Genomic DNA, 17,171 nt, shown 5'->3' with positions numbered 1-17,171 from the left:
GAGTTAATATGAATGTAGACAACAACTCGGTTAAAGTCAAGAATCAGCAATCTACAAAGGGGCAAGCCCGAATCTTATGCCCCTATACTCTAGCCAATAACCTTGATACTCTGAAAGTATCCTTTTGGGTTTCTTGGCAAGATGACACCTTCCTTGATGAAATTGCTAGTATCAAAGAGTCCCTCCAAAAAACTGATAATGACCATGAATATCCTTACCACTGCCCGGGTGGTTTTGATTGGAACGTCCAACGTATAGGCATCAAATTGTACAGTTACCGCCTCTTAAGTGGTGACCTCCGGCTATTTATCAATAACCGTTCTGCTGAAGGGGATGTACCTAATGTTCGATTAGAGATCGGTTCGGAATCATGCTGGGCCCCAGGTTACAACATAATTTACGATCGTTTTATTAAGTGGCTTCATTTACTCGGAGGCAAAGTAGAAAAAGAAATTATTTCCGAAGTCCACCTAGCTCTTGATATTGTAGGACTATATATTGGTGACATTAATGTTCATGATGAGGATTTTTGGATTAAACGTGCTAGAAAGTTTGATGTTTATAAAGAGAATCGTAATCTTACTGGCATTACTTTTGGGCGTGATTCTTGCTCTCTCACAATTTACGATAAAGTTTTTGAGATTTCTCGTTCTGGCAATAAACAAGAAACTTTCACTGAATTCTGGGAAGTTTCTCACTTTTCCCAAAAACCAGTAACCCGTATTGAATTTAAGCTACATCGGAAACTTCTAAAAACCCTCAAACAGGAAGATGAGTTAGCCAGTAGTGTTGATACACTAAACGACCTAAACTCTAGCCTGAATTCAATCTGGCACTTTTGCACTACTGATAGAGCCCGCCACTGTTCAAAGCCTGTAAAGTATTCAAATAATCATCACACCAGATCAAAAAATTCTGAATTTTGGAATATAGTCAATTCGGTACGATGGGTTGGCGATAAGCATATTACACAACAAAAACCTAGACCTAAAAAAGACCTTAGCGCATTACGAAAGCAGTATGCAGGAATCGCAATGAGTATTGCAGCCTTCTATGGCGTAAACTCAGAGGACCTTGATCATATTGTAGACATTTCAAAGTACGTAATTGAAGAAGATCTTATTAACCTGTATCGCTATGACGAACCAGGTTTCATTAAAAAGGTAGATAAAAAGAAGCGCGAAGTATTTGAATCTGTTTCTGCACTCCACACCCTTAAACCCGATCACCCTGAGTATGGTGTTTACCCCACTCCATATGGTTTTGAAACCACCGAAGGAGAACCATATGCCTGATTTGGAACTACTCAAGGCAGCAGACATTGCAAAAATTTTTAATCAAAGTCTGTCCTGGGTAAGCAAGAACCATAAAAAGCTAGGCGGTATCAAGATTGGGGGAAGAATGTTCTTCCCCCCTCAGGAGAAATTATATGAGCGTTTATTTTGTGGAGAAAAAGGGGTGGCGGTTCGATTTCATGCTGAAGGGAGAGAGGTACACCAGAGCATGGTTCCAAACCAAGCGAGAAGCCAACAAAGCGGAACAGCAAAAAAGATCAGAGTTGAGCAAGCCGATCTCAACCGACATGGACTTCTTGACACTCCTTAACCTTCGCCTGGATGAAGTGAAAAATCTTTCACATGAGCATTACATGGACACGGTTTACCATGGTAGACGATGGGCAAAAAGATGGTCAGGTTTAACTTGCGGTGAAATAACAATTGAACTAATAACTGAACAGAGGGATGAAAGAGCGAAAATATCTAATCAAACCGCAAATAAAGACATTAGGTACCTACGTTCTCTATTCAACTGGGGAATCAAAAAGGGATATGTCACTGACAATCCTGCATCAAGAGTTGATACCTTACGAGTTGAAAAGAAAGCTATCTACGTTCCATCTGAGGCAGATATTGACAAGGTTTTTGAGATAGCCTCCCCCGATCAAAAAGACTATCTGTGGTGTCTTCGAGATACGTTCGCTCGCTCAAGAGAGATTAACAATCTTCTTTGGGATGATATAGATTTCAAAAACAAGACCGTTACTTTGTACACGAGAAAGAAGAAACATGGCACAAAGACTCCCAGGATCATACCTATGACTGAGAACCTGTACAGCGTTCTTAGGCATAGGTATGATAAGCGTGATATTTCAGTTCCATGGGTATTCTGGCATAAGTTTTTCTCAAGAAATTTAGGCAAAGTTGTTGTAGGCCCATATAAAGATAGAAAGAAGTTTATGAAGTCACTCTGTGAGAAAGCAGGTGTAAAGTATTTTCGATTTCATCCTTTTAGACACGCAGGTGCAAGTTTCATGGAGTCTCTTGGAATACCAATTTCTCACATACAAGAATTACTAGGCCACGAAAACCGCAAAACAACAGAAGGATACATTCATTCTCTAGGGAATAACAAGATCGAGGCTATTGCCAAGTTTCAACAAGCTAGGGTGATTAGATAATTAATTTGTCCCAACTATACGTCGTCAAATCTTATTGATAACCACTCCTATAAGGATAGAACCAATGGATAGAATAACATCATCTCTTTTGAAGACATTCTCTGAAGATTTCGAAATAGCACACCTGAGTGCCGATAAACAGTTTGAACATTTTACAAACTATTGTGTGGTATCAAAACATTACAGGGGCAGCTTTGAAGTAGATACTATTCATTCTGGTGGTGGTAATGATTGTGGTATTGACGGGTTGTGCTTAATTGTAAATGGCCGCCAAGTAACAGATGAGGATGAATTGGAGGATATCGTCGAAACATCTGGCCACCTTGATGCTGATATTATTTTCATTCAGTCAAAGACATCATCTTCTTTTAACGGATCGGATATCGGGACGTTCATTCATGGTATTAAAGATTTTATATCAGAGACCCCTCAGTTAGAACAAAATTCCACCATAAAAAGATTCAAACTAATATGGGAAAAACTAATTTCCATGTCTTCTCATATGGTAAATAGGCTCCCGAATTGTCAGATATTATATGCTTGCACAGGGAAGTGGGTTGGAGACAGGAACCTAACTGCTATCATTAAATCAGGAGTCGAAGAAATTGAGCAATCAGGCCTTTTTGATTCTATTGTTTTTACACCATTGGGAGCGCAAGAAGTTCAAAGACTATATCGAGAAACGCAGAATAAATTATCATCAACGATTAAATTCGAAAGCAAAATCACACTCCCAGACATCAATGGAATATCAGAGTCTTACCTTGGAATTTTACCATTCACGGAATACCTCAAATTGATACAAGATGAAAACAGAACTATTTACAATATATTCGACGATAATATTAGAGATTTCCAAGGTCCTAATGCCGTAAATAACAAAATTCAAGAAACTCTTGAAAACAAAGAATATGACCTTTTCTGTGTTCTAAACAATGGAGTCACAGTAGTTGCTGGCTCGATAACACCAGCAGCAAACCGTTTTACCATCAGGGATTATCAGGTTGTGAACGGCTGCCAAACAAGCAATGTTTTACATGCTTGCCAGGATTTCCAAGAAATTGATAATGTTTCCATACCAATTAGGATTATCGTTACAGATAATGACGAAGTCAAAACTAAAATTACTCTTGCAACAAATAGCCAAACTGAAGTCAAAACTGAGCAACTAGAAGCCCTTAATGCATTTCAGAAAAAATTAGAATTGCATTACATGGCAGAACATTCATCAAGAGTCAAATTGTATTACGAAAGAAGGTCACAACAATATAACTCTATAGCTGGAATTAAGAAGACTCAGATTATTTCTATACCAATTCAGATTAAATGTTTTGCCTCAATGTTTTTGGAGTCACCTCATTTAGTGTCAGCTTATTATGGAACCATTGTTAAACGTTTTGCTGGAAAGATATTTGCTAGCGACCATCTCTGTGTCCCGTATTATGTCAGCGCTCTTTGTTACTTCAGGCTGGAGCAGTTTTTCAGAAGTGGCGACATTGACTCATCTCTAAAAAAAGCAAGATTCCTAATTATGTTGTTGGTACGACTACTATCAATGGGGAAAGATATTGCTCCGTTTAACAGCAAGAGGCTCGAAAAAGATTGTGATGAATTGAAGGATATACTGACCGATGAGGACAAGGCTCTAGAGTTGATAGCAAGCGCTGTTGGATTACTGTTAGACTCGGGAATTAATCTGGATAAAAATAGATATAAAACAGAATCTGACACCGAGACGGTACTCAAGGCATACACAGACCATATGAAAAGTGTAAATTAGTGATAGATGTGAAAATCACACACAAATCAACACGCATGAAAATATTGGGTCATTTTAATCCGTCATTGTCAATCAACCAAAAAAGGACTAACAATCTGAAATCACTAATTAGTCCTTGGAATGTCTATGGTGCCCCCGGCATGAATCGAACATGCGACACCAGGATTAGGAATAGAAATAATTATCTAATGGTGATTTTGTGATTAAATCAGACAAGAAAATTGTAGTTCTTATCGATGCTGAGAATGCTCAATTTTCCGTACTAGAAGCTGTACTTTTAGAGTTGAAAAAACATGGACATATCATTGCTAAAAGAGCATATGGCGATTGGAGTTCAACCCACTTGCGAAATTGGAAGCAACCGTTGAACGAGTTGGCAATATCCCCTGTACAACAATTTTCATATACACAAGGCAAAAATTCTTCAGATGCTGCAATGATTATTGATGCAATGGATTTACTATACACAAAAAAGTTTGATACATTTGCAATCGTATCAAGTGACAGCGATTTTACAAAATTGGCATCCAGACTTAAAGAGTCAGAAATATATGTCTTCGGTGTAGGAGAAAAAAAGACTCCAACATCTTTTAGAAATGCATGTGATAACTTTATTTTTACGGAAGTTCTACGAGACATCGATTCAGAAGAAATTCAACCAGCCAGCGACCAACAATCCAAGCCAGAATCTGAGAATAATTCACCAGAACCCTTTTATGGAGATTCAAGCCTGAGAGGCGACACTCGACTTATACGAATTCTCATAAACGCTGTCCAAGAATATGCTGATGAAGATGGATGGGCTGATTTAGGTCTTTGTGGTGGGTTGATAAAAAGGCAACATCCAGATTTTGATTCGCGAACATACGGCTATCCATCTTTATCCAAATTAGTAGAGGCTACTAACCTGTTCGATCTTGATCGAAGAAAAACGTCTGGCAACAAAATGACTGGTGTATTTATAAAAGGGAAGCGAGTTAACTAGTGACACTTCTCACACAAAGTCCCACACGAAACCATTAAAATGAAACTCTAAATGATTATCAAAATGAAACAAGAAAGGACTAACAAACTGAAATCACTTATTAGTCCTTACAGTATTCATGGTGCCCCCGGCATGAATCGAACATGCGACACCAGGATTAGGAATCCTGTGCTCTATCCCCTGAGCTACGAGGGCGAAATTCTGAAATGATCTGTTCTTTTGAACCCTGCGAATATAAAGGCTTTACTGATACCAGTCAAGCACATTTTATATCCTGCCCCAGCTGATCTCGCCTAACCTAGCGTACTGCCAGTCAAATATATCATCACGCTCCATACTCGCCAGGGGAGGGATATTCTGAAAAACACACCCAAGGATCACCAGGAGCCAAAATGGTACCTTCCATTACGGATCATACGTGATAGTCTCGAAACATCTTCTCCTTACCTTGCACTCAACACAAATTTTACACATCTTAAGCACGGTAAAGCTCTTGCGAAATCGAAGATTCCCGGAGGGAATTTTCAGGATGAAGAAGAGTCAAAGGCTTCCTTTTCACTAGACCTTCTGCAGGAACAAACTCCCGATGGAATAGCCTGCACCGAAAGAACACAGAATGCCCATCTCACCAGGAATAAAATCGTCATGGTATTTATGAAAGGCTATAATGGAGCCAGCCGAGGCGGTGTTTGCATACTCACTGAGAATAACAGGGGCATCCATGAACTCAGGTGGACGACCCAACAGGTCACGGGCAACAAACATATTCATATTGATATTTGCCTGATGCAACCACATCCTGCGAATCTGGTCTATCCCAACGTCCAGCTCTGCCATCTGCGCCCTGACAAGTTTGCATATCAAGGGCAGCAATTCTTTGAACACCTTCCTTCCCTGTTGGATAAAAAACTGATCCTGTTCGAAAAATCGCTCGAATGTCACAGCTGGCTCAACCTTTGTCAGGTAGCTGGAATTCGTCCTGATATTATTGGAAAAATGGGTCTGCAGTTTTCTGCTGGTAATTCGAAACAGGTTCTTTCCTCGAGCAGCTTCTTCTTTCTCCACAACACAGGCTGTAGCCACATCACCAAAAATAAAATGGCTGTCACGATCACGGTAATTGATCTGCGGGGATGTATACTCAGGATTGACCACCAGCGCACAGGTAGCGGTCCCGGAGACAATGGCATCATAGGCTGCTGAGATAGCAAAAGTGCCGGTTGAACAGGCAACCGTCATATCGTAAGCATACCCGACACAACCAAGCTCCTTTTGAATTTCCACCCCAACCGCAGGCCAGGGTCTTTCAGATGTGGACGCACCATAGATAACCAGGTCGATATCCTCAGGTTTACGGCCTGCACGCTGCAAAGCCTCAAGACCTGCCTCTATTGCCATTTCGGCAGTAAGGGAAAGCTGCTCATCTGGACGGCGAGGAACAACCGGCATCATCCTGTCGATATCAAGGATACCCTCCTTAATGACCACATAACGCTGCTTTATTCCGGATGCTTTCTCGATGAACTCACAGCTTGAATATTCAAGTGGCTCAAGCTTGCCTGATGCTATCGCTGTATTATTGTCGCTATTATATCGATCAACATAAGCGTTAAACGACTCAACAAGCTCTTCATTGGTAATGACATGGGGCGGATTATACACCCCGGTTCCACTTATTACGATCCCTGACATAGTAAATCCGCAACAGGTTGTAGTATTGTAATTGCTTAACTCACCTCACCATTGGGGTAGAGGGTCTCTCCGTCGGCGATATCTTCCTCGGGAAATGCCTCCACATAGGTGTGGGAATTAATAATACAGTTCCGGCCAATCCTTTTTCCCGGCGGGATTTTAACCCGCTTCCCGACCAGGGAAATACCAGTATAGAGATGTTTGGGAAATGACATGCTTGCCTCCAGATGACCGTCTCCAGAGCCGACAACTGCATTCGCACCCACCTCAACAAACTTATCCAGTATAGCAAGATCGACTTCGGCACCTTTTCGAACAATACAATCCTGGAACAGGATGGAGTCTCTGACCACCGCCCCTTCTTCTATAACCACTCCCGGTGAAAGCACCGAGTTCACTACTGTGCCCTGAATATTACAACCGGCAGAAATAAGCGAACATTGCAATCGGGCACGTGCCCCATAGCGGGCCGGAGGACGATCTGTAGTTCTCTCCTCGGCCTCAATATTCGTCCGGATCTCCCACTCCTGTGGTGAAAAGCCGTTATCGCCCCGGATAATATCCATATTCACCTCCCAGTAGGACTGGATGGTGCCCACATCACGCCAGTATCCGTAAAATGGATAGGCAAAGACATTATCGTTTTCAATGGCATGGGGGAGCAGATGCATTCCGAAATCGACTTCATCCTTATCCCTCGCCAAAGAATCGAGCAGGTACTGTCTGTCAAACACATAGATTCCCATGGATGCCAGGTTGGTCCGTGGGACGGGCGGTTTTTCCTCCCACTCAATAATCCTGTTTTCTGAATCGGTTATCCCCGCGCCAAACTGATGTATCTGACTTTTCGGAACCACCATCATAGCCACAGTGACGTCGGCTTTTTTTGAACGATGATATTCAATCATCGCATCAAAATCCATGTGGTAGATATGGTCACCGGATAATATCAGTACCTCACCAGAAGGGTTTGACTCGATAAAATCTATATTCCTGCGAATAGCATCGGCGGTACCCTTGTACCAGTCGCTGTCTTTCGAACCCGTCCTTGGAGGCAGGATTTTTACTCCACGTGTTCTGCCGGTCAGGTCCCACGCCTCACCTGAGCCTAGATGACTCATCAAAGAGAGAGGTTTATACTGGGTCAGCACCCCGACCTTTTTGAGTCCTGAGTTGGCGACGTTACTGAGGCTGAAATCAATAATCCGGTAGATTCCGCCAAACGGTACAGCCGGTTTTGCCCGACTTTGCACCAAAATATTAAGACGGCTGCCAACACCTCCCGCAAGAAGGAGTACAAGTGCATCTTTCGTCTCTTTCATTTGAGCACCTCCCCCGTTTCGACAACCTTTTTCCAGTTGCTCGATTTCAGCTCCGGCCAGATGGTCGCCCCTTCACCGATCACAGTTTGCCCCGGTATCTGGTTATTCCAGCCAACGACACTGACTTTACCGGCCTGACGCCCGGTTTCCGCACCAATTATCACGCCCTCCCCATAACTATTATTCACATCGGCCACTACCTTGCTGAGACGGCAATTGCGCCCGACTTCGTTATTAAAGAACAGTACGGAATTTTCTACCTTGCTGTTTTTACCTATCTTAACGCCCGGAAAAAGTATGGAATTGCGAACCTTCCCTTCCACATGACAGCCGTTGTAAATCAGGCTGTTTTCAACCGCCCCGTAATCACCGATAATCGTCGGCTGGAAATCACGGATATTCCGATGATCGAGATTCGTCCGAAATCCCCACTCCTCCAGATCGATCTTCGGGTTTTCTCCCAGCAAATCCATATTCGACTGCCAGTATTCATCAACGGTCTTGGTATATCCCCAATACCCGTAAAACTTGTATCCGTAGAGTCGGTATCCCCCTGCCATCAAGGCCGGTACAATATTTCTGCCAAATTCAAAGGAGCTCTCCTGCTGGTTCTGCTCCAACATATTGTAAAGGACTTCAGGTTTAAAACAGAGGACCGTGAGTGATGCCCAGTCGGATTGAGGATCATCCGGTTTCTCCCAGTATTGGGTCAACCGGCCGCCGGTTGCGCCATCCTCGGTATCAATCGCTCCGACGCCAAAACGATGAGCACGCTGCTTACCGACTTTGACAAAACCCATGGTCAGGTCTGCATCCTTTTCCTTGTGATACTGCAACATCTCCCGGTAATCCATTCTGTAGATATGGTCACCGGACAGGATAAGGATATGCTCGGGGTCATGATACTGAATAAAATCGAGATTTTTATGAATCGCATCAGCTGACCCACGATACCAGTCCTTATGGTCGGACCCGATATACGGGGGGAGGATGGAAACACCTCTGTTACGTCCCAGCATATCCCATGCAGCACCTGTTCCTATATGGTTAATGAGGGAATAGCTTCGGTATTGGCTGAGTATAGCAACCTGCTCGATACCTGAATTCATCAGGTTGCTGAGGGGGAAGTCAATCACCCTGCCAAAGCCACCGAATGGCAGCGCTGATTTCGGCCTTCCGTAGGTCAACACATCCAGCTCATCGACCCGCCCACCAGCAAGGACCATTGCCAAGGTTGTGGATTTAGGCATCTGAACTCCCTTTGGTCATCTCGGACAGTACATGAGTTAAGGAGTGTCGGCACCACCCCAAATGGTGCCCACATCCCGTGAATAGTTTTTGAGCCGGTTATATGTGTCGCATGATCAGCCGCTTCAGACTGTCGGAGGTAAACTCCCTGTCGCCCAGTTCCAGTTTTTTGAGCGGTACTTCTGCCCGGGCCGCTTCCTTATGCCCACCGGCGGAACCAAGTGACCCGAAGGTCCTGTTTGCGAGTTTCCCAGCACTTTTACGGTACCCGTCACAACGAAAGATTACAACGAGTTTTTCATTGTGGACTCCTGACACGAACACCCAGTCGATCTCCCCAACATGGTTCAGGAAATCAGCTATAATCACCAACACATCAGGACTGCGGACTCTGCCAATGTGAGAGTAATAACGTCTCTTGGAATATTTGAGTTCCTGAAGAGCAATGTTAAAATATTTGAGTTCTGATTTACGTAAATCAGTTAATTCAAATTTACGTACCAGATTTCTGTTAGCTATATCGAACAGGTACCTGAACGCAATACCATCAGCCACCAACGATTTTTTCTCAAAATCCTGGGTATCCACCTTAATAGCGTAAAACAGGGCCGTCGCAAGTGCAACTGATGGTTTCATGCCTGCCGCCCGAAGATACTCTACCATCATGGTCGATACTGCCCCATAATCTGGTCTGATATCGACAAACGGTACATCCCATTCTCCACTTATGGGATGATGATCGATAATTGCATCGATCTGCAGCTTGTCAAAACAGGGAAGGTGCGACGGTTGGGAATCAACCATCACTATCTTTGTATAATCTCCTGTTTTTACATTACCCAACCGCTCAAGTGGAATCTTCAGCCGTTCAACCATGGCTACATTATTTAGTCGGTGGATCTCGTTGGGGTGGGCAATATCAACTTTTCTGGTTCTGTACCTTAGTAACCTTTTTACCGCCAGGGCACTCGCCAGGGCGTCGGGATCGGCATTAATTACAACCAGCACATCATCTTCTTTGTCAAATATGTCCCAGAATGCCTGGAGCCTGTCTTTTGCAGTATTCCTGTATGCGGTTTTTGCCTGTCGCAGCACTCCGTTTATCTTCTTCCTGTCTTTAGCCATTCATGGTAACAGTGACATCAGGGGTACAACAGAAGTCCCGGAGCATCTACAGTCTCCGGATGGGAACCAAAAAAAGTTTTCACCAATCCCCCCCTCCCGTGTTATCCACCGGTTTGTGGTTCTCCGCGAAGTGCACGGAAAGAACACGCACCGGCAACCGATATGCCAGCCACCTCCTGTAAAATTCTGCTCTATCACTATTCCGGGAAATATGACGCCAAGAGCGGTGCAATGCGGGCGGGCGTAAAAAAAACAACAACTTCCGGAATAGGCCTGCATCAATAAACAAGAGTTCCAATATAGCACACCGGCAATTCGAAAATCAAGTGGGCGGAATCCGACCACTGTTTCCCTTCTTCTTGACGGAATAACATAAATAATGGTACCTAAGGTGGACAATTTGATTCTAGAACAAACACGAAACAAGGGATATGGTCGTACTTCCGGAGAGAAGTCTAACAGGTAATAAATGCAACTCCACCTGGCAAATATATTTGCAGTCGCTCTCGGCGGTGCAATAGGCTCACTCAGCCGTTATGCGATAGCCCTTGCCGCCGCCCGCTTAACAAGCAGTGATTTTCCGTTTGGCACCCTGACAGCCAATCTTGGTGGCTGCCTGCTAATAGGTATATGCTGGAGTTGTTTTGATAAAATACATATCTCCCACGAGTTCAGGCTCTTCCTTTTTACCGGTGTATTCGGTGGCTTCACCACCTTCTCCACCTATGCCCGTGAAAGTGTGCAATTCTTTAAGATGGGAGATATACTGCACGGGTTCTCATACATCCTGTTAAGTAATATCCTCGGGCTCGCCGTTGTTGCAGCCGGATTTTATCTCGGCGAGCGTGTTTTACGTTTTTAGCCTGTCTTAGACGGGTTTAGAGGTATGAAGTGAATCTTCTCGATAAATATCTGCTCAAACAATTCATTAAAAACTTCCTGACCGTCAACGTAGCCTTTGCTTCAATCTACCTGCTTGTTGATTTTATCGAAAAATTCGACAATTTCTCACGGGCAGGAAAATCGTTTGGTCTGGCACTCGAATATTTTATATTGAACATCCCGTTCATCGTTGACCAGCTCGGTCCGGTGCTCATTCTCCTCTCGGGTGTCATCAGCCTTGGTATACTCAACCATACCAACGAACTGACCGCTCTGAAAGCCGGTGGATTGCCATTAAGGGTCATAATCCGGCCATTTCTCGTTGGCGGCATCATCCTGACGTTACTGATGACCGCTGCCGCCCAGTGGCTTTTACCTACCACCGTGACCCGAACAAATAATATCTGGTACGAGCAGGTTAAGGGAAAACTACCGCTGGGCATCTATAGAAGCGGCAGGTATTATTACAAGGGTAGTGAGGGCTTCTACTCTTTTGAATGGCCCGACCCTAAAAGATATCTCTTTACCAACTTTTCATATTCCAGGTGGAATGAGGATTATACAGTCAACGCCCTGCTAGCGGCAAAATTCGCGAAATGGGATAGTGACGACCAGGAATGGATTCTGAACCATGCCCAACTCCAGAAACAGAGAAAAAATGGTGAGTACATCGTGCGTAATAACGAGTACTGGCAGCTCCCCCTGCCAGAAAGCCCTGAAGACTTTCTCATCCCCGAGAACGAAACAGCCGAACTCTCTCTTACCGGCCTGTTTCGAGATATCGGTAATAAGGAAACCGCAAGCCTGAAGCGACAGGCCTGGTCTGATTTCCTGGGCCGGATATCGTACATTTTTCTTGGCATCCCCCTGCTTCTGCTTGGCTTGCCTATATTGCTTATTTCATACAAACGCTGGGGCCGGGATCTGTCTGTTGCTATCCCGACCAGTTGTGGTCTCGCTTTTTTTGCCTGGGGATCATGGGGAACCATGCAATCTCTTGCCATTGCCGGGTATCTGCCACCAATTGCGGCAGCTGTATCCATCCATATAATTTTTTCCACAATCGGTATTATCCTGCTGAGAAGAGAGGATATGTAGAAGTGAAGTTCACGGAGTGTGCATGTAGAGGAACTGTCTGGACAACAAAATGCGATTCACGCCTGGATGGTGTTGCTAACCTGTTCAGTCATGCCGGTCTGGAACACCATATCAACCAGCCCACTATCCTCATCAAGCCGAATCTTGTCGAGGCATTGCAGCCTCCCATCACCACTCCGGTTGAGATCGTTGAAGCTGTTATCCTGTATTTAAAAAATAAACTCCCAGATAAACGGATTATTATCGGTGAGGGAACCGGATCTACAGACTACGATACATTCCACTGTTACGACCTGCTTGGTTATATTGAAATGGCAAGGGGGAACGATGTAGAATTGATCGATCTCAATAAGGAAGAATGGATTATGCGGGAGCGTAACGACTGCCCGAGATGGCCGCAGATGTACCTGCCCAAACTACTGGATGATGTTTTCCTGTTATCCGTTCCGGTGCTGAAGGCCCACTCACTTTCCAGCGTCACCCTGACCATGAAAAACATGATGGGTTGCCCACCCCCCGCACATTACCAGCAGGGGGGTCACTGGGGCAAATCATCCTTCCACGCCAATATCCAGGATGCGGTTTTCGACCTCAACCAATACCGAACTCCAGATTTCAGCCTGCTCGATGCCTCGATCGGCATGGCCCAGGCTCACCTGTGGGGGCCACAATGTGATCCGCCGATAGGTAAGATCGCCGTATCATGGGACCCGGTAGCCATAGACAGTTACGGCTGCAGGCTGCTAGGTAAAGATTACACAAAGATCGGCCACATCAGTAAAGCCAACGGAATACTCGGGTGCGCCGAGCCACTTGAAATTATCACTCTGTAACCGAGCCTGCAGATCCCGCTTTACCAGCCCTATAGACATGGTGTCCTGAAAAAAAAAGAGCCGGTCACTTGCAGCGACCGGCCCTTTTCTTGCTATTTTAATAAAACGTTATTCTTTTTTATCGGTCTCAGCAGGCTTTGCCTCTTCCGGAGCAGCCGTCGCTTCTTCCGGCTCGACTACCTCTTCCCCACCTTCTATAGCATGCAGGGTCACTTCAAAAACAAGTACTGAATTAGGCTCGATTTTTGGCATAACACCCTGCTCTCCATATGCAAGGTTGGAAGGAATAACAAGGCGTGCCTTGGAACCTACCGGCAACAGCTTCAGCGCTTCACTCCAGCCCGGAATAACCTGATTCACACCAAAGACGACCGGTTCACCTCTTTTAATGGAGCTATCGAACTCAGTACCGTCTACCAGTGTACCAACGTAATCGACCTTTACCTGATCATCGATCTTGGGCATAGGTCCTTCACCTTTGGTGATGAACTCATACTGAAGACCGGACTCGGTTACCATAACGCCTTCTTTCTTCTTGTTTGCCTCAAGGAAGGTTTTTCCTGATGCAAGGTTCTTCTCTTTCATAGACTCCAGCTCAGCGGCTTTCTGAGCCTGAAGTCGTGCACCGAATTCCTGTTGAACCATTACAATCTCTTCCTGATTCAACGCCAGTTCCGCCTCTGCGTATCCGTCGGTAATACCGTATATAAGGGTCTCAAAATCGATATCCTTACCCAGTCCGCGAAAGTATTTTCCGACATCGGCCCCCATGGCATAACTCAGTTTTTTCTCAAATGTATCGAGGGGCTGCTTCGCTTTCTCTTCAGCCTGGACCATTATTGGGGAAACCAACAGACATGCTGCAAACAGCACAATAGTACGTTTCATGTAACAACTCCTTTTCCGGCGCAGGTTGCGCACACATATTTGCATGTAATTGCTTCGAAAATTTTTTTAATCCAATTCTACAACAAGTCAGTACTCGTTGAACAAGAACCCAATCTATACCCCATCCGGCTCTAAAAAACATCCGTTCAATGATGGAATATCTTTAAATTACAATAATGTAATGATGAAAACGATACCTCAAAGGATAATCAAGCTTATCCCCCGGTTTCCCCTGTCCAGGTTCCTGTCAGAGAGCAGTTGGGGATACCTCCTTAACAACGATTTGGTTGGACCGTTTCTCCTGCTAAAGTCCTCACCCGGCAAATAGTCCTGTAATTCTCCTTTGCTGCACTTGTAGTCAAGTATGCTGTGGCACTCCCTGCGAATCTTGCCACCCTTGCCACTTGACCCATAACCATGGATAACGGTGAGTATGGATATCCTCTGGGCCCGGGCTTCGGAAATTGCCGCCTCCAGAAAACGAATAGCGTCTTCTGCCGCCGGCATACCCCTTTCCAGATTGACCACTTTCCGGCGGAAGTCTTTTTTGGGAGAGGAAGATACACCCTGATGACCCGATTGCGGACTGCCACAAAACCTGCAACTTGAACTTGCTGCGGGAATGTCATTACCGCAGACTTCACATAACCCCATACCACAAGTCCATCAGGTCCTTCGGACTGAGATAACATGCTCCATCTGACGGAGATGCTGCATAATACGCTGCAGGTGATCCAGATTTTCGACCTCGAGCACAAGGCGCAGATCTGCAATATCCTCCGGGGTGGTATGCGCTGATATTTCGGACAGGTTGGCGTTATCAGCAGAGATTGCGGAACTGATTTCGGCAAAAATACCCCGCCGGTTTTCGGCTCTGATATAGAGACCGACCCTGTAATGTTTACTGTCCAGGCCGGACCAGGTGACATCGATCCAACGGTTAGGATCAGTCGACTGGAGGTTGGGACAATCCGTTTTATGAACGGAAACACCCCTGCCGTGGGTGATAAACCCGACAATAGCGTCCCCCGGCACAGGGCTGCAACACTGGCTTACCTTCACCAGCATGCCCTCAATACCATCGATGGAAATACCCTCTTTTGCCCCCTCGCCACCCGAAGAATGCTGGCTGAGAAAAGCAGCTGCCACCTCATCAGGCTGCATGGCACCGGCAGCCTTGGCCTCTTTCTCACGAGCCAGTTCTGGCGGTTCCAGAGCACGAACAAGGGACTGCACGGTAATTCCACCGGTACCCACCTTGACCAGCATATCCTCAAGAGAGTTGCACCGTAACTCTTTTAAAAGCAAACGGATATGACCACTTTTGATCATCTTTTTAAGTGATGTATCATGCAGGCGGATCTCGCGCTCGCAAATCTCCCTGCCTAAACGAAGAGCTTCTTCCTTTTCCTCACGTCTCAGCCAGGAACGAATCCTGGCTTTTGCTTTGCTGGTCTTGACGAGATTAAGCCAGCCTCGCCGGGGAGTCTGGGTTGGGGACGTAACAATCTCTACAATGTCGCCGTTTGTAAGCTGGTACTTCAACTGTACCAGACGTCCATTGACCTTGGCACCAACACAGTGATCACCAACCTCCGTATGTATAGCGTAGGCAAAATCGATAGGGCAACTGCCGCGTGGAAATTCCTTTACATCCCCAGCGGGTGTGAGTGCATACACATCAGGGTCATATAATTCACCCTTAACACTATCCAGAAACTCGCGGGGATCTTCAACCTCCTGGAGTGACTTCACCAGGTTCTTCAGTTCCTTGAACAACCGGGCATCTCTATCGGAGGCCTTTTGACCCTCTTTGTAAGCCCAATGTGCTGCAACTCCCTCCTGGGCGATGCGGTCCATCTGTTCGGTCCGGATCTGGATTTCAATAAAATGATCTCTCGGTCCAACTACCGTGGTGTGCATTGACTGGTAATTATTTGCTTTAGGAACAGAGATAAAATCCTTGATCCTGCCGGGAACCGGTGCCCAATCAGCATGGATAATCCCGAGGGATTCGTAACATTCCCGAACACTATCTACTATAATACGAAAAGCAACCTTGTCGTACACCCGCTCAAGCGGGATGTTCTGGGCGATCAGTTTCTTATAGATGGAATAAAGGTGTTTGGGCCTGCCGATTATCCGGATCGGTTTGATACCCGCCTCGCCAAGCTTTTCCTCAAGAATGGAGATAACCTCATCCACATATTCCTGTCGTTCGACCAGCGAACTTTCAAGCTTAGCAGCAAGATCAGCATACTCGACCGGGTGAAGATATTTGAAGGAGTAATCTTCAAGCTCCCTCTTGATCCAGTCGATACCGAGCCGACTTGCAAGGGGCGCATACAGGTCCATGGTCTCATGAGCGATCTCCAGTTGCCTGTCGCGCTCCACCCGCTCAAGGAGGAACATATCCTGCAGCCTATCCACCAGTTTCACCAGTAAGACACGTATATCCGAGGCAATAGCCAACAGCATCTTGCGTACGTTTTCCGCCTGGTTAACAAGCTTGCTGGAATACTGGACCTTATTAATCTTGGTTGAACCATCTACAATTACAGCCACATTCTCGCCAAACCTGGCACGGAGATCCTCAATGGTCACCCCTTCTTTTAGCACTCCGTGCAGCATCCCTGCCAAGACGGTGTCCAGATCGAGATGCATGGATGCCAGGGTCGATCCTACCTCAAGCACATGCACCAGATATGACTCACCTGAGAAATGCATCTTTCCTGAATGCACCTCCGTGATCAACTCCCAGGCATCATCGATCGGTGAGAGATCGACATCATGCAGGTAATCCCTGGCAAGTACTTTTATATTGTGCGGCGATGGTATCGCTGAATAAGGCATGGTAACT

The 17,171-nt window shown here is 45.5% G+C and carries 15 protein-coding genes and 1 tRNA gene; 8 read left to right on the top strand and 8 right to left on the bottom strand.

All coding sequences use genetic code 11. The annotated features are described in order from the left end of the window. Positions 1–8: 8 nt before the first annotated feature. The 5 genes from GA520_RS02730 to GA520_RS02710 all read left to right on the top strand — a co-directional run bounded on the left by GA520_RS02730 (position 9) and on the right by GA520_RS02710 (position 5,223). The gene (locus tag GA520_RS02730; protein ID WP_163340043.1) at positions 9–1,295 is read left to right on the top strand and encodes a hypothetical protein; all 1,287 of its coding nucleotides are present in this window, start codon (positions 9–11) and stop codon (positions 1,293–1,295) included. Further along, positions 1,288–1,605 (top strand): hypothetical protein, encoded by a 318-nt coding sequence (locus tag GA520_RS02725; RefSeq protein WP_240910243.1) that lies wholly within the window; start codon positions 1,288–1,290, stop codon positions 1,603–1,605. Before GA520_RS02730 ends, GA520_RS02725 begins: the two co-directional genes overlap by 8 nt. Before the next feature lie 43 nt (positions 1,606–1,648). Beyond that, entirely contained in the window at positions 1,649–2,458 is an 810-nt protein-coding gene (locus GA520_RS02720; RefSeq protein WP_240910242.1) for a site-specific integrase, read from the top strand. A 64-nt stretch (positions 2,459–2,522) separates the two neighbouring features. Continuing rightward, the gene (locus GA520_RS02715; RefSeq protein ID WP_163340041.1) at positions 2,523–4,238 is read left to right on the top strand and encodes an AIPR family protein; all 1,716 of its coding nucleotides are present in this window, start codon (positions 2,523–2,525) and stop codon (positions 4,236–4,238) included. A gap of 199 nt (positions 4,239–4,437) precedes the next feature. After that, complete coding sequence (locus tag GA520_RS02710; RefSeq protein ID WP_163340040.1) at positions 4,438–5,223, top strand: NYN domain-containing protein; 786 nt, start codon at positions 4,438–4,440, stop codon at positions 5,221–5,223. 119 nt (positions 5,224–5,342) lie between these two features. On the opposite strand, the gene GA520_RS02705 is transcribed toward GA520_RS02710, so the two are convergent. The 5 genes from GA520_RS02705 to GA520_RS02685 all read right to left on the bottom strand — a co-directional run bounded on the left by GA520_RS02705 (position 5,343) and on the right by GA520_RS02685 (position 10,610). Beyond that, positions 5,343–5,418 (bottom strand) — tRNA-Arg (locus GA520_RS02705). 363 nt (positions 5,419–5,781) lie between these two features. Beyond that, a complete protein-coding gene (locus GA520_RS02700; RefSeq protein ID WP_163340039.1) occupies positions 5,782–6,915 on the bottom strand; it encodes a beta-ketoacyl-ACP synthase III in 1,134 nt (377 codons plus the stop codon). 35 nt (positions 6,916–6,950) lie between these two features. After that, positions 6,951–8,237 carry a glucose-1-phosphate adenylyltransferase family protein gene (locus tag GA520_RS02695; protein ID WP_163340038.1) on the bottom strand — a complete coding sequence of 429 codons (1,287 nt, stop codon included), beginning with the start codon at positions 8,235–8,237 and terminating at the stop codon, positions 6,951–6,953. Next, the gene (locus GA520_RS02690; protein WP_163340037.1) at positions 8,234–9,487 is read right to left on the bottom strand and encodes a glucose-1-phosphate adenylyltransferase family protein; all 1,254 of its coding nucleotides are present in this window, start codon (positions 9,485–9,487) and stop codon (positions 8,234–8,236) included. The genes GA520_RS02695 and GA520_RS02690 overlap by 4 nt, the downstream gene beginning before the upstream one ends. A 97-nt stretch (positions 9,488–9,584) precedes the next feature. Further along, positions 9,585–10,610 carry a bifunctional oligoribonuclease/PAP phosphatase NrnA gene (locus tag GA520_RS02685; RefSeq protein WP_163340036.1) on the bottom strand — a complete coding sequence of 342 codons (1,026 nt, stop codon included), beginning with the start codon at positions 10,608–10,610 and terminating at the stop codon, positions 9,585–9,587. Positions 10,611–11,079: 469 nt separating this feature from the next. On the opposite strand from GA520_RS02685, the gene crcB reads away from it, so the two are divergent. Genes crcB through GA520_RS02670 form a run of 3 tightly spaced genes read left to right on the top strand, consistent with a single transcriptional unit; the run spans position 11,080 to position 13,423 of the window. Further along, on the top strand, positions 11,080–11,472 hold the full coding sequence (crcB, locus tag GA520_RS02680; RefSeq protein ID WP_163340035.1) for a fluoride efflux transporter CrcB: 393 nt from the start codon (positions 11,080–11,082) through the stop codon (positions 11,470–11,472). 29 nt (positions 11,473–11,501) lie between these two features. Continuing rightward, a complete protein-coding gene (locus GA520_RS02675) occupies positions 11,502–12,590 on the top strand; it encodes an LptF/LptG family permease (protein WP_163340034.1) in 1,089 nt (362 codons plus the stop codon). A 2-nt stretch (positions 12,591–12,592) separates the two neighbouring features. Next, a complete protein-coding gene (locus GA520_RS02670; RefSeq protein ID WP_163340033.1) occupies positions 12,593–13,423 on the top strand; it encodes a DUF362 domain-containing protein in 831 nt (276 codons plus the stop codon). Between the two features lie 108 nt (positions 13,424–13,531). On the opposite strand, the gene GA520_RS02665 is transcribed toward GA520_RS02670, so the two are convergent. From GA520_RS02665 to GA520_RS02655, 3 genes are all read right to left on the bottom strand, one after another. After that, complete coding sequence (locus tag GA520_RS02665) at positions 13,532–14,311, bottom strand: FKBP-type peptidyl-prolyl cis-trans isomerase (RefSeq protein ID WP_163340032.1); 780 nt, start codon at positions 14,309–14,311, stop codon at positions 13,532–13,534. Between the two features lie 198 nt (positions 14,312–14,509). Beyond that, positions 14,510–14,965 carry a Smr/MutS family protein gene (locus tag GA520_RS02660; protein ID WP_163340031.1) on the bottom strand — a complete coding sequence of 152 codons (456 nt, stop codon included), beginning with the start codon at positions 14,963–14,965 and terminating at the stop codon, positions 14,510–14,512. 12 nt (positions 14,966–14,977) lie between these two features. After that, positions 14,978–17,164, bottom strand: coding sequence for a bifunctional (p)ppGpp synthetase/guanosine-3',5'-bis(diphosphate) 3'-pyrophosphohydrolase (locus tag GA520_RS02655; protein WP_163340030.1), 2,187 nt, complete (start codon positions 17,162–17,164; stop codon positions 14,978–14,980). Positions 17,165–17,171: the final 7 nt, after the last annotated feature.

It is taken from the genome of Desulfopila sp. IMCC35008 (assembly GCF_010646885.2).
In the GTDB taxonomy this organism is placed as follows: Bacteria; Desulfobacterota; Desulfobulbia; order Desulfobulbales; family Desulfocapsaceae; genus Desulfopila.
Note: the sequence above shows the minus strand (reverse complement) of the source record. Positions and strands in the feature narration are given on the sequence as shown.

Coding starts and splice junctions, on each gene's coding strand:
- GA520_RS02720 (WP_240910242.1), top strand. CDS start 1,649: ATGGACACGGTTTACCATGGTAGACGATGGGCAAAAAGATGGTCAGGT.
- GA520_RS02690 (WP_163340037.1), bottom strand. CDS start 9,487: ATGCCTAAATCCACAACCTTGGCAATGGTCCTTGCTGGTGGGCGGGTC.
- GA520_RS02725 (WP_240910243.1), top strand. CDS start 1,288: ATGCCTGATTTGGAACTACTCAAGGCAGCAGACATTGCAAAAATTTTT.
- GA520_RS02655 (WP_163340030.1), bottom strand. CDS start 17,164: ATGCCTTATTCAGCGATACCATCGCCGCACAATATAAAAGTACTTGCC.
- crcB (WP_163340035.1), top strand. CDS start 11,080: ATGCAACTCCACCTGGCAAATATATTTGCAGTCGCTCTCGGCGGTGCA.
- GA520_RS02700 (WP_163340039.1), bottom strand. CDS start 6,915: ATGTCAGGGATCGTAATAAGTGGAACCGGGGTGTATAATCCGCCCCAT.
- GA520_RS02695 (WP_163340038.1), bottom strand. CDS start 8,237: ATGAAAGAGACGAAAGATGCACTTGTACTCCTTCTTGCGGGAGGTGTT.
- GA520_RS02660 (WP_163340031.1), bottom strand. CDS start 14,965: ATGGGGTTATGTGAAGTCTGCGGTAATGACATTCCCGCAGCAAGTTCA.
- GA520_RS02730 (WP_163340043.1), top strand. CDS start 9: ATGAATGTAGACAACAACTCGGTTAAAGTCAAGAATCAGCAATCTACA.
- GA520_RS02715 (WP_163340041.1), top strand. CDS start 2,523: ATGGATAGAATAACATCATCTCTTTTGAAGACATTCTCTGAAGATTTC.
- GA520_RS02665 (WP_163340032.1), bottom strand. CDS start 14,311: ATGAAACGTACTATTGTGCTGTTTGCAGCATGTCTGTTGGTTTCCCCA.
- GA520_RS02685 (WP_163340036.1), bottom strand. CDS start 10,610: ATGGCTAAAGACAGGAAGAAGATAAACGGAGTGCTGCGACAGGCAAAA.